Raw genomic sequence first — 12,468 nt, forward strand, 5'->3', positions numbered from 1 at the left:
GCGGGAGACCGCGCAGTCGCGCGGGGTGCGCATCGAACGGCGTTCGAACCGATGGCGGCCTGAAACTACGCATCCGCTGCGGCGAGTCAACCGTGGATCATCGGGTCTCGGCGGCGTGCGCGCCACCCGCCGCGCGACCAGCCGCTCCCCGGTCGGCCTCGGCGCGGCGGCCCCGTGCGCACCGAAAGTTACACCCGCGATCAGCGGCTCAGCGCGGCGTGCAGGTGACGGTCGGCACGGTGTTGGCGGCGCCCGACAGGCTGGCGAGGAAACCGAAGGACGCTGACGTACCGGGCGCTAGGCTGCCATCCCAGCTGAGGTTGTCCGCGGTGACCGCGGTTGCGGACTGGGTCAGTGCGGCGCTCCAGCTCTGCGTGACGCTCTGGCCGTCGGCGAAGCGGAAACTCACGCTCCAGCCGGAGATCGGGCTCGTACCCGCGGTGACGGTGACCGCGCCCTGGAATCCGCCCTGCCATTGATTCGTGATCGAATACGTGGCCGTACATCCCGGGGCGCCATGCGTCGCCGAGGCCGAGGCCGAGGCCGAGGGCGACGCGGACTGTGCGGGCGATGCCGAGGGTGAAGCCGACGCGGCCGCGGACGCCGATGCCGATGCCGAAGGCGTCGAGGTCTGCGTCAGGTACTTGATCAGCGCTGGGTACCAGCGGCTCGCGATCTTCTGGTTGCCCGAGTCGTTCGGGTGCACACCGTCCACGGTGTCCGTCGCGTCGTCGAAACCGGACCACTGGTCCACCACGACGACCGGGGACCGCGCGGTGCTCACCGAGGCCGCCCACGCCGGGATCGCCGCGTCGAGGTTCACGACGCCCTGCGCGCAGCTCGCGCAACTGCCCGGGTTCATCGGGATGATCTGCGCGACCAGGACCACCATCGACGGGTTGTCCGCGCGCATCTGCTGCACGAGCGTGCTGTAGGCGTTCAGGATCGTCTGGGTCGACAGGCCGCTCCACACGTCGTTGGTGCCCAGGTGCATCAACACGATGTCCGGGCTGGTCGCGGACAGCCAGCCGGGCAGCTCGTCGAGGCTGACGATGTTGGTGGCCAGCGCGCCGCCGTGCCCTTCGTTGTCGCCGTCGTACGGGATGGCGCAGCCTTGCGGCGGCTGCGTGCCTACGAAGTCGATGTTCGCGTAACCGTTGCTCTGCAACGTGTTCCACAGCAGCGCCCGCCAGCAGCCGGGCGAACCGGTGATCGAGTCGCCCAGCGGCATGATCCGCGCCGGGCCCGCGGCGGCCGGCCGCATGTCGACCGTGGAGTCGACCGGCCGCGCGGGCAGCGCCGAGCGGACGAGAACCGCGAGGACGGCGCCGACGGCGACCAGCAGCGGGACGAAGAGCACGCGACGAAACCGGGAACCGCTGATGCCGAACACGTGACGCCCTCCCGACGGCCTGACGGTCACGAGCAGGGTCGAAAGCGGCGCGGCCGCTGTCAACCGCGGTGGCCGCGCGCGCCCGGATCCCCGGTTCCGGGGCAGGTGGCGCTGTGTGCCGACGTCGCGCAGCCGTGGCAGTTTCACGCTCGCGGCACGGCCCCGCGAGAACCGCCGGCGAATCAGGACCCTGTACGCCCGTTGACATGAATTCCGCGGTGCGCGCCGTAATTCGGCGTGCGATTGCGCGAATGGAACCGGCGCGAGCGGCAAAGCAGGAGGGCCGTGACGAGGGCCGGAGTTGGTGAGAAACGGTGTTGGCTACAGACGGTGTGACCCTGATCGGTCGGTATGTGCTCGAGGAGCGGCTGGGGCAGGGCGGCATGGGTTGCGTGTGGCGAGCCCGCGACCTGCTGCTCGGCCGACAGGTCGCGATCAAGCTGACCGACCTCGCGGGCGCGGCCCGCGGCCCCGCCGAGCGCAGGCTGCACCGCGAGGCCATGGTGATCAGCGGCTTGACGGAACGGCGGCTGGCCCGGGTTTTCGACTACTTCGAGACCGGCGAGGGCTCGTTCATCGTCATGGAGCTGGTACAGGGTGAAAGCCTGTCCGCCCGGGTGAAACGCGAGGGCCCGCTGCCGCTGGCGGACGCCGTCGGGATCGTCGCCGAATGCGCGGAGGCGCTGCACGCGGCGCACCGGGCGGGGGTCGTGCACCGGGACGTGAAGCCGTCCAACATCATGCTCACCGGGCCGTCCGGCCGAGATGTGAAGATCGTCGATTTCGGCATAGCCGCCAGGACCCGTCCCGCCGCTGGTTGCGGCGCCCGCGCGTACGAGCAGCTGGAGGCGGAAACCGAGACGATGACGGGCAACATCGTCGGCACCATCGCCTACCTCGCACCCGAGCGGATCACGGGTGCCCCGGACAGCCCGGCCGGAGATCTGTACTCGCTCGGGGTCGTGTTCTACCAGCTGCTCAGCGGGCGGCTGCCGATCGAGGCCACCGAGCCGATCGCGATGCTGTGCGCGCACGCGGACGGCCGGGTCGAGCCGCTTCCCGCGCACATACCGCCGGCCGTGGCCGAGCTGTGCTTCCGGCTGCTGGCCCGCGACCCGGCCGACCGGCCGCCGTCGGGCGCGTTCGCCGCGGCGCAGCTGCGCGCGCTGGATCTGGACCATCCGGAACGGCTCTGGTCGAGCGGCTACCCGGCCGGCAGGCACGCGCGCACGACGCTCGCGGCGTCCGGGCCGGCGCTCGCCCTGCGCGAGCGTTCCGGCGGCCGGCAGATCAAGGCTCTCGTCGCGGCGGTATCGCTGGCCACGATGGCGGCGGCCGGGGGCACGGCGTGGCTGGTGACCGGGTTCGACACGCAGGCCGCGGCGGGCGCCGCGCGGCAGAACACGACCAGTGCGCCGAGCACTGCGCCCGCCTCCGCGTCTTCGAATCCCGCGCACGTCGTCTCCGCGGTCGTGCCGACGACGCACTCCCCGAAGCCCGGCGTGACGACCCCCGCGGCGCATGCGGCATCGGTGCAGGGGGTGACGGACGGGAAGGGCGCAGGTCCGGCTGCGGGCAACGGCGGCCCGGGGCACGACAAGAAGAAGCACCACGGCTGATCGGTCGTCTCCGCGCAAGCACCGCCTTCCCGTCGACGCGTGCCGCCGCGGCCCCGTCGTGACGCACGCTGTTGAACGCTCCCCGCCAAGGCTTCCCGTTGACGCGCGCCGCCGCGCGTCGCATACTCCTGCTGACCGTGCCGTAAACGTTTACGGTAACGAAGTCACGGCCTGACGGCAGTCAGGTCGCGACCTGCGTCCTCACCCACGTTTCCTCGCGTAGGAGCAATGATGCTTCGATCCGCACTCTTCCATCGGTCGGGCCGGCCAGGCGTCTCGCGTCGTCGCCGCCTGGCGCTCGCGCTGACGGCCGCGCTCGTTCCGGTCGCCGCGACCGGCGCCGTCCTGGCGCTGCCCGGCGCGGCCTCCGCAGCCGTCCCCGCCGCGCCCCCCGGCTGGACCACCGTCTTCAGCGACGACTTCAACGGGGCCGCCGGCAGCGGCCTGAACACCTCCAACTGGCTCTACGACACCGGCACCGGCTACCCCGGCGGGGCGGGGAACTGGGGCACCGGCGAGGTGGAGACCGTGACGAACTCCACCGCGAACGTCTACCAGGACGGCGCCGGCCACCTGGTCATCAAGCCGATCAAGAGCGGCGGTTCGTGGACTTCCGGCCGGGTGGAGACCCAGCGCACCGACTTCGCCGCCCCGGCCGGCGGCGAGATGGAGATCGCCGCCTCCATCGAGCAGCCGAACCCGGCCAGCGGCCTGGGCTACTGGCCGGCGTTCTGGGCGCTCGGCGCGGCGGCCCGACCGGTCGGCGCGACCAACTGGCCGAGCATCGGGGAACTGGACGTCATGGAGGACGTCAATGCCCTGAGCGAGGTTTCGCACACGCTGCACTGCGGCACCGACCCCGGCGGCCCGTGCAACGAGACCACCGGCATCGGCAGCGGCCTGCTGGCATGCGGCGGCTGCCAGACGGGTTACCACACGTACTCGGTCATCGTGGACCGCAGGACCGCGGGCGCCGAACAACTGCGCTTCTACACCGACGGCGCGCTCCAGCTGACCGTGAACCAGAACCAGATGGACGCCACCACCTGGGCGAACGCGGTCGACCACGGGTTCTTCGTCATCCTGAACGTCGCGATGGGCGGCGCATACCCGAACGCGATCTGCGGCTGCTCCTCGCCCAGCTCGGCGACCACATCCGGCGCGGGCATGAGCGTGGACTACGTCGCGGTGTACCAGACCACCGGATCCTCCCCGTCCGCCTCGGCTTCGACTTCACCCTCCGCTTCCGCGTCGGCGAGCCCGACGTCCACCGGCGGCGGGGGCGGCAAGTCCTGCACGACGACCGCCACCTCGGACATCTCAGCGGACTGCTACAACGCGTCGCAGGGCGCGGTGACGGTGACCGCCGCGAGTGGCGACACGAATCCGTCCGGCGTCGACGGCAACCAGGTCCCGCAGCTGACCAACGGCGAGTACCTGGAATACAAGGGCGTGAACTTCGGCAGCACCGGATCGACCCAGTTCGACGCGCGGGTCGCCTCCGGGGCCGCGGGCGGAGTCAGTGGCCTGGTGAACGTGGTGCTGGACAACCCGGGCAACGCGCCGATCGGCAGCTTCGCGGTGGGCAACACCGGCGGCTGGTCGGCCTGGAGGACGATCCCGGCGAACATCGCCAGAACCACGGGCACGCACAACGTCTACCTGGAGTTCCAGTCCGGGGCCGGCGGTAACCCGCCTTACGTCAGCCTGCACTACTTCAACTTCCCGGCCAGCTGACCGGTCGGTAGCGGCTGCGCGCGTCACCGCGCCGCGGCACCCCAGATGGTCGCGGCCGCGGTGACGCCGGAGCCGTCCGCCGGGACGGACTCGATGCGCACGACGGCGACCTGCCGGTAGGCCGTCAGCACGCAGACCACATCGCCCGCGGTGACGTGCACCTGCCAGGTTCCGCTTGTTCGCGCGAGATCCCGGCACTGCACGCCGTCCGGTGCGCCGGGCGCGGTCCACAGCGCGAGGTTGCGAACCCGCGGGCCGTTGCTGGAGACCTGCGCCGGCACCGCGGGCGCGGCCAACCGGATGTCCCCGTGCACCTGCCCCTGCGCCGCGACGGGCTGCTTGGGGTCGAACCACAGGCCCGCGGCGGTGAACCGGATCTGCCCCGACCAGATCACCGCGGTCGGCGCGGGGGGCGGCGGGCCGCCCGGTGCGTCCGGCGGCGCTCCGTCGCCCGGTGCCGCGCCGAGCGGCGGGGGAGTGCCGTCCGGAGGCAGCGCGCCCTGCGTGTCAGTAGCCTGACCAGCCGCGGGCCGGCCGGCGGGGTCCCGCGTCGCCGTGGACGACGATCCGGCGGCGCCGACGGCCGTGGCGCCGCCCGGCGCCAGCGTGATGACCATGCCCGCCGTCGCTGCGGCGGCGGCGAGCGCGGCGGTCAGGACCACGGCCGTGCGCGGCGTGGGACGACGCGCCAGCGCCGCGACCGCGCGCGATCGCGACGATCGCGACGCCGAGTTCTGCGATACGCGATCGCCTCCGCCCCGGCGGTCGGTGTCGGTGCCCCGGCCGCCTTCGTCACGGCCGGTCGGCACCAGGCGCTTCAGCGCGTCCTGGTACGACCCGATCGCGAAGACGACGGGCTCCGGCAGCCAATCCGCGGCGCCGCGCGGCGGCTCGTCGGGTGTGCAGGTTTCCAGGATCTCCGCGATCGTGGGCCGCTCGTGCGGGTTCTTCGCCAGGCAGGACTCGATCAGGGAGCGTATCTGCCGCGGGCAGCCGGCCAGGTCGGGCCGCTCGTTGACGATGCGGTATACGACCCCGTACTTCGGCCCCTCGCCGAACGCGGCGCGGCCGGTCGCCGCGTAGTGTGCGAGCGCGCCGAGGGAGAAGACGTCCCCGGGGGCGGCCGGCGGCTCGCCGAGGACCTGCTCGGGCGCCACGTACTGCGGGGAGCCGACCATCATCCCGGTCAGCGTCAACGGCGTGGCGTCGGCCGCGCGCGCGATACCGAAGTCGATCACGCGCAGTCCGTCCGCGCCGAGCACGACGTTCGCGGGCTTGAGATCCCGGTGCACGATCCCGGCCCCGTGTATCGTCGCGAGAGACGCGGCGATCGCGGACATCAGCACGATGACAGCGGACACGGGCAGCGGCCCGTACAGCGAGACCGCGTCGTCGAGCGTCGGTCCCGCGACGTACTCGGTGGCCAGCCACGGCGTCTCGGCATCCGGGTCGGCGTCCAGCAGTGGCGCGATTCCCGGCCCGGCCACCTGCCGGGCGGCCCGCACCTCATGCCCGAACCGGGATCTGAAGGTGCGATCGTCGGCGAACTCGCGACGCAGAACCTTGACGGCGACGGGCTGCCCGGACGCGCCGAAGGAGAGGAAGACCTCTCCCATGCCGCCCGCACCGAGCCGGGCGCGCAGCCGGTAGCCGCCGACCTGCACGGGATCCTGATCGCGCATGGGATCGAACATCCCGGGGGGAGCGTGCACGACTCACCTCACGGACCGGGGCGGCTGCGGAGCCGGGCCTCGACTATAGCAACCGGCGTGGTACGTCGGTGTGCGTTGCCTGCGAGAGAGCGCGTCGCCGGGGCGGTGTCCCTGCCCCTCGGGGCGGCGGAGGATGTCAACTCACGATCCGGCCCGTGGCCGTGTTGAGCGCAGTGTCCTCCTCGTCGGTCAGCAACCGCGAGCGTGTCAGGAAACGTACTCCGGACGGCGCTTCGAGCGAGAAGCCGCTGCCGCGCCCCGGCACCACGTCCACGGTCAGATGCGTGTGCCGCCACAGCTCGAACTGCGCCGCCGACATCCAGAAGCCGATCGGCTCCGGCACGCCCTCGACCCGCAGTTCGGCCAGCAGCGCGTCCGAGGCGCCGGTGCGGAACTCGCCGAGCGGAAAACACATCGGGGAACTGCCGTCGCAGCAGCCCCCTGACTGGTGGAACATCAGCGGCCCGTGGGCCGCGCGCAGGTCCCGCAGGACCCGCGCAGCGGCCTCGGTGACGTCCACCCGCGCGTATGCGGGCTCGCCCATGGACTCTCGCGCCTCCGCCCGGGTCTAGAAGAAGCCGAGCTTCTTCGGCGAGTAGCTGACCAGCAGGTTCTTCGTCTGCTGATAGTGGTCCAGCATCATCTTGTGGTTCTCGCGGCCGATCCCGGACTGCTTGTAGCCGCCGAACGCCGCGTGCGCCGGATAGGCGTGGTAGCAGTTCGTCCACACCCGCCCCGCCTGGATCGCCCGCCCGGCGCGGTAAGCGGTGTTGATGTCGCGGGTCCACACTCCGGCGCCCAGGCCGTACAGGGTGTCGTTGGCGATCTTGACCGCGTCGTCGAAGTCGCTGAACGGGGCGACCGAGACCACGGGGCCGAAGATCTCCTCCTGGAACACGCGCATGTTGTTCGAGCCCTCGAAGATCGTCGGCTGCACGTAGTAGCCGCCGGCCAGTTCGCCCTCCATGTCGGACCGTTGCCCGCCGGTGAGCACCTTGGCGCCCTCCTGGCGGCCGATCTCCAGGTAGGCCAGGATCTTCTCCAACTGGTCGTTGGACGCCTGGGCGCCGATCATCGTGTCGGTGTCGAGCGGGTGGCCCTGCACGATCTTCTCGGTGCGCGCGATCGCCGCGTCCAGGAAGCGCCGGTAGTGTCCGGTCTGGATCAGCGCCCGCGACGGGCACGTGCACACCTCGCCCTGGTTGAGCGCGAACATGGTGAAGCCCTCAAGGGCCTTGTCGTAGAACTCGTCGTCCGCGACGCTGACGTCGTCGAAGAAGATGTTCGGGCTCTTGCCGCCCAGCTCCAGCGTCACCGGCTTGAGGTTCTCGCTGGCGTACTGCATGATCAGCCGGCCGGTGGTGGTCTCGCCGGTGAACGCGACCTTCGCCACCCGCGGGCTGGACGCCAGCGGTTTCCCCGCCTCGAAGCCGAAACCGTTGACGATGTTGACCACGCCCGGCGGCAGCAGGTCCGCGATCAGGCTCATGAGATAGTGCATCGAGACCGGGGTCTGCTCCGCCGGCTTGAGCACCACCGCGTTGCCGGCGGCCAGTGCCGGGGCCAGCTTCCACGTCGCCATCAGGATCGGGAAGTTCCACGGGATGATCTGCCCGACCACGCCGAGCGGCTCGTGGAAGTGGTAGGCGACCGTGTCCTCGTCGAGTTGCGCCAGCCCGCCCTCCTGCGCCCGGATCGCCCCGGCGAAGTAGCGGAAGTGGTCGATCGCCAGCGGCAGGTCCGCGGCCAGCGTCTCGCGGATCGGCTTGCCGTTCTCCCAGCTCTCCGCGACGGCCAACTGCTCCAGGTGCTGCTGCATCCGGTCGGCGACCTTGTTGAGGACCTCCGCGCGCTGCGCCACGGACGTGCGGCCCCACGCGGGCGCGGCGCCGTGCGCGGCGTCCAGCGCGCGCTCCACGTCCTCGGCGGTGCCGCGGGCGACCTCGGTGAAGGTCCGGCCGGTCACCGGGCTCGGGTTCTCGAAGTACTGCCCGCCGTGCGGCTTGACGAACTCGCCGCCGATCCAGTGGTCGTAGCGGGGCTGGTAGTTCATTTTCGCTCCGGGTTGCCCCGGGGAGACGTACCGGGTCATCGCACTGCCTTCCGCACAGGCTTCGCCGCCCACTCCTTCGTGGGCGGACACGGTAACGGCACGCTAGAACCGGCGACGTTGCAACCACGTTGCACGCGGCGGGTCCTGCCGTACGGGCACACCCGGCGCCGGTAGACCGTACTCGTGGCGCAGTTCGGCCACGCGCACGGCTGCCAGCGCCCGGCGAGGCGAGGAGTCGGGCAGCGCGGCAAGCAGCGCCTCCCACGCCTGTAGGTCGTCCTCGCCCCAAGGCGTCCTGGTCCAGGCGTCCAGCGGTCCAGCTTCCCGCTGCGCCAGCAACGCGGCGCGTAACTGCGCCTCCAGCCGGTCCCGCAGCCGGGCAACCCCGGGAGCGTCGGACTCCGGCAGCAGCGGACCGCGATAGGCACGCACCGCCTCGGCCACCGCTGCGCGGTCGAGCGCTCGCGCCACGTCGAGGTAGTCGGCCTCGACGGGCATCCGCAGGCGGTAAGGCCGCGAGTCCAGCAGTTCCGGACCCAGCAGATGCCGCAGCCGCGAAAGTTCGGCGCGCAGCGTAACCGGGTTGACTGTGCGTTCTCCGTAGAGCTCAAGGCTGAGCCGGTCGCCCGTCAGGCCCTCGCGAGCCGACAGGTCGCCCCGCCCGGCCAGCAGCACGACGATCTCGCTGTGTCGTCGTCCGAGCCGAAGCGAGCACCGTCCGGCGTCGAGCAGCGCCTCGTCACGGCCCAAGGCGCGCAGGAAGGCTCGCCTGCCCTCGGTGCGGCCTGCGCCGGGGTTCGCCCGCGCGGACTGCGGCGGCAGCAGCCCGGCCAGGTGCGCTTCCGCCGCGCGCGCCGTGGCCCGCACCAGCGCCAGGCTCTGCGGGCTGGCCAGGTGGTCGCCGCCGGTGATGTCGACCGCGCCGAGCAGGATCCCCGTGCGCGGGTCGTGGATCGGGGCGGCCGCGCAGGTCCACCGCTGCACCAGGCTGCTGTAGTGTTCGGCCGCGAAGATCTGAACCGCGTGGTCGACGGCGGTGGCCACGCCGGGGGCGTTCGTGCCCGCGTGTGCCTCGTCCCAGCTCGCGCCGGGTACGAAGTTCATCGTCTCGGCCTTGCGCAGCACCCCGCAGTGGCCCTCGACCCACAGCAGCCGGCCCTCGGCGTCGCACACGGCGAGCACGTGTTCGCCGTCGTCGGCAACTGCTCCCAGCAGGTCGCGCAGCACCGGCATCACCGCGGCCAGCGGGTGGGCGCGGCGATACTCCTCCAGTTCCGCGTCGGCCAGATCGACCGGCGCGAGTACGTCGGGCGAAACGAGCGCCCCGGCCGAGCGGCGCCAGGAGTCGGCGACCACCGGCCGCACCGGCCCCGGGATCGGCCCGCCGGTGACGAACGCCTCGTGCGCCCGGCGCAGTTGGCCGGCCCGCCGCCGCGGGTCGGCACCGATCTCCAGAGCCAGCCAGGGGTTGCCCACGAGCACACCTCCACGTCCCCGTCATCGTCACCTATCCCGGGGCGTTCAGCAACGCAGTGGCATGCTTGCCGCAATCACGAGTGTTCTGGTCAGCTCGAGCGGCGGTGCCCACTCGGTGCACTCTTGTCAGAACCGCTCGACGAAACGGCGCTGCCAGGGCGTCTCGACGGCGCGCCTCGCGTAGTGCCCGCGTACGTACGCGACAGCGTCGCGCGGCGCGAGACCGTCGAGAACGGCCAGGCAGGACAGCGCCGTGCCGGTGCGGCCGACGCCGCCGCCGCAGGCGATCTCGACGCGTTCGCCCGCCACGGCAGCCCGTTCCCAGGCTTCGCGCAGCGCCGCGCTCGCCCGCTGCGGGTCGCGCGGCAGCCAGAAGTCGGGCCAGCGCAGCCACCGCGCCTCCCACGCGACGGCCGGCGGTTCACGGCCGAGCAGGTACAGCCCGAATGTCGGCTGCGGACCTTCCGGCAGCGGTCGGCGCAGGCCACGACCGCGCACCATCCGCCCTGACGGCAAGGTCAGCATGCCTGGTGCGGCGGGTGCCCACGCGGCGATCACCCATGGAGCCTATTGCGCGCGGGACCGCATTGCGTCGGCGCGTTGCAAGGTGCCGACACCGGCCGACACCGTCAAGAGGCCGAAGCCGTCGCCGGGGAGAGTCGCGCGCTTGTCGGTGGTCCTGCCTAAGCTCGGCCATATGTCGAAAAGTACCGTTGCGTCCGCCGGTCCTGCGGCTTCCGACCGCGGCGCGTTCGAACCGGAGCAGCTCGAACCGGAGCAGCTCGAACTGCACCGCCGCGAGCTGACCGGGTACTGCTACCGCATGCTGGGCTCGTTCGCCGAGGCGGAAGACGCGGTGCAGGAGACCATGATCCGCGCGTGGAAGGCGAGGGACGGATTCGAGGGCCGCTCGTCCGTGCGCACCTGGCTGCACCGGGTCGCCACCAACGTGTGCATCGACATGCTGCGCGGGAGCAAGCGGCGCGCGCTGCCCATGGGTCTGGTGCCGTCGACCACGACCGCGCAGGTGACGGACATGGGTCCGCAGCTGGGCGAAAGCACGTGGGTGCTGCCTGCCCCGGACGCGCGCGTGCTGTCCGATCACGCCGATCCGGCCCAGCTCATCGCGCAGCGCGACACCGTGCGCCTCGCCTTCCTCGCCGCGCTGCAACACCTGCCGCCACGCCAGCGCGCCGTGCTCCTGCTGCGTGAGGTGCTGGACTGGTCCGCGGCGGAGGTCGCACAGCTGCTCGGCGGCAGCGTCGCGTCGGTCAACAGCGCGTTGCAGCGCGCCAGGGCCACGCTCGCGGCGCGGGAACCGGAAGCGAGCCGGAGCGCGGCAGACGATGGGTCGCACGGCGAGTTGCTCGCCGAGTACATGGACGCCTTCGAGCGTTACGACGTGCAGCGGCTGACCGCGTTGCTGCACGAGGACGCCGTGCAGGCGATGCCGCCTTACCCGTTGTGGTTGCGCGGCGCGGCGGAGATCGGCCGCTGGATGCTCGGACCGGGCGCGGAGTGCCGCGGCTCGCGAATGCTGCCCGCGGGCGCCGCGAACGCAGCGGCGGCGTTCGGGCAGTACCGTGCCGACGGCCGCGGCGGGCACCAGCCGTTCGCACTGCACGTCGTGCGCGCCGAGGGCGACCGGATCGCGGAGATCCACAGTTACCTCATGCCCGAACTGCTCTTTCCACTGTTCGGGTTGCCGGCCGTCCCGTAGCGCGGACGGGCACTCGAGTTTCGGTCTTGTCGAGGTTCTCGGGGCTGGGTTCGCTGACTGACGATCACGGCAGCGGGGCGTCGAGAGGTTGGATGGAGTGCGGTCCGTCGGGGTGCGCTGACAGTCGGCCGAGGCACTAGTTCGACTGGGCGCGGATGGCGCGGGCTCGGGCGCGCAAGCCGGCGGCTTGCGCGCGCATGCCCCGCTGCAGCGCGAGCCCGTAGTTCGCCATCGCCATCGGGCGGCCCGCGCGGGCGGCGCGCTCGATGAGCGCCAGGGACGGCGACGTGGGCGCTCCATCCGGCCCCAGCTCCAACGTCGGCGCCGGTGGCCAGGGCTTCGCGCAGACAGCGGTCGACTCGGATGCGCTCCACACTGATCCCGCGCGACGTCAGGTGGCCCTTGATGGCACCCGCGAACCCCGTCGTCATTGGGCTGGTCCGCAGTCGCCGTCTTGCGTGCGGCTCGTGCAGCTCGTGCAGCTCGTGCAGCTCGTGCAGCTCGTGCGGGGCGAGCGATGAGTTTCGCCGTGCTGCCTCGTCCAAGCCGGTGAGTGCGAATCGGTCGCACGGAAAGCAGGGGATCGCAGATGGGCCTTCCACAGGTTGTCTCGCGTGAGCAGTGGGTCGAGGCCCGCAGGCAGCTGCTGCTGCGGGAGAAGGAGCTGACTCGGGCGCGCGACGCGCTCAACGCCGACCGCCGCCGGTTGCCGATGGTCCGCATCGACAAGCCGTACGTCTTCGAGGCTGTCTCTTATA

The 12,468-nt window shown here is 71.8% G+C and carries 10 protein-coding genes; 4 read left to right on the top strand and 6 right to left on the bottom strand.

Annotation, left to right across the window (positions count from 1 at the left end; genetic code table 11):
• Positions 1–208 precede the first annotated feature (208 nt).
• A complete protein-coding gene (locus KGA66_RS10230; RefSeq protein WP_211467114.1) occupies positions 209–1,393 on the bottom strand; it encodes a cellulose binding domain-containing protein in 1,185 nt (394 codons plus the stop codon).
• Between the two features lie 332 nt (positions 1,394–1,725).
• On the opposite strand from KGA66_RS10230, the gene KGA66_RS10235 reads away from it, so the two are divergent.
• On the top strand, positions 1,726–3,012 hold the full coding sequence (locus KGA66_RS10235; protein ID WP_211467116.1) for a serine/threonine-protein kinase: 1,287 nt from the start codon (positions 1,726–1,728) through the stop codon (positions 3,010–3,012).
• A gap of 231 nt (positions 3,013–3,243) precedes the next feature.
• Positions 3,244–4,749, top strand: a complete 1,506-nt coding sequence (locus tag KGA66_RS10240; RefSeq protein WP_211467118.1) for a glycoside hydrolase family 16 protein — start codon at positions 3,244–3,246, stop codon at positions 4,747–4,749.
• Positions 4,750–4,772: 23 nt separating this feature from the next.
• Here KGA66_RS10240 and KGA66_RS10245 read toward each other — a convergent pair whose 3' ends face one another.
• The 5 genes from KGA66_RS10245 to KGA66_RS10265 form a co-directional block, all read right to left on the bottom strand.
• Positions 4,773–6,431 (bottom strand): serine/threonine-protein kinase, encoded by a 1,659-nt coding sequence (locus tag KGA66_RS10245; protein ID WP_211467120.1) that lies wholly within the window; start codon positions 6,429–6,431, stop codon positions 4,773–4,775.
• Positions 6,432–6,597: 166 nt separating this feature from the next.
• Positions 6,598–7,005, bottom strand: a complete 408-nt coding sequence (locus KGA66_RS10250) for a DUF779 domain-containing protein (protein ID WP_211467122.1) — start codon at positions 7,003–7,005, stop codon at positions 6,598–6,600.
• Positions 7,006–7,029: 24 nt separating this feature from the next.
• Positions 7,030–8,553 (bottom strand): acetaldehyde dehydrogenase ExaC, encoded by a 1,524-nt coding sequence (exaC, locus tag KGA66_RS10255; protein ID WP_211467124.1) that lies wholly within the window; start codon positions 8,551–8,553, stop codon positions 7,030–7,032.
• A 63-nt stretch (positions 8,554–8,616) separates the two neighbouring features.
• Positions 8,617–9,990, bottom strand: a complete 1,374-nt coding sequence (locus KGA66_RS10260; RefSeq protein WP_211467126.1) for a sigma-54-dependent transcriptional regulator family protein — start codon at positions 9,988–9,990, stop codon at positions 8,617–8,619.
• 126 nt (positions 9,991–10,116) lie between these two features.
• Positions 10,117–10,548: a protein-tyrosine phosphatase family protein gene (locus KGA66_RS10265; RefSeq protein ID WP_211467128.1), complete on the bottom strand. Its 432-nt coding sequence runs from the start codon at positions 10,546–10,548 to the stop codon at positions 10,117–10,119.
• 139 nt (positions 10,549–10,687) lie between these two features.
• Here KGA66_RS10265 and KGA66_RS10270 point away from each other — a divergent pair, with 139 nt between their 5' ends.
• On the top strand, positions 10,688–11,710 hold the full coding sequence (locus KGA66_RS10270; protein ID WP_211467130.1) for a sigma-70 family RNA polymerase sigma factor: 1,023 nt from the start codon (positions 10,688–10,690) through the stop codon (positions 11,708–11,710).
• Between the two features lie 589 nt (positions 11,711–12,299).
• Positions 12,300–12,468 (top strand): DUF899 family protein (locus KGA66_RS32045; protein WP_211467138.1); only part of this gene is annotated, 169 nt, incomplete at its 3' end.

It is taken from the genome of Actinocrinis puniceicyclus (genome assembly GCF_018283645.1).
GTDB lineage: Bacteria > Actinomycetota > Actinomycetes > Streptomycetales > Catenulisporaceae > Actinocrinis > Actinocrinis puniceicyclus.

Excerpts from the sequence above, each read along its gene's own strand:
- KGA66_RS10245 (WP_211467120.1), bottom strand. The coding sequence starts at position 6,431 with ATGCGCGATCAGGATCCCGTGCAGGTCGGCGGCTACCGGCTGCGCGCC.
- KGA66_RS10270 (WP_211467130.1), top strand. The coding sequence starts at position 10,688 with ATGTCGAAAAGTACCGTTGCGTCCGCCGGTCCTGCGGCTTCCGACCGC.
- KGA66_RS10240 (WP_211467118.1), top strand. The coding sequence starts at position 3,244 with ATGCTTCGATCCGCACTCTTCCATCGGTCGGGCCGGCCAGGCGTCTCG.
- exaC (WP_211467124.1), bottom strand. The coding sequence starts at position 8,553 with ATGACCCGGTACGTCTCCCCGGGGCAACCCGGAGCGAAAATGAACTAC.
- KGA66_RS10250 (WP_211467122.1), bottom strand. The coding sequence starts at position 7,005 with ATGGGCGAGCCCGCATACGCGCGGGTGGACGTCACCGAGGCCGCTGCG.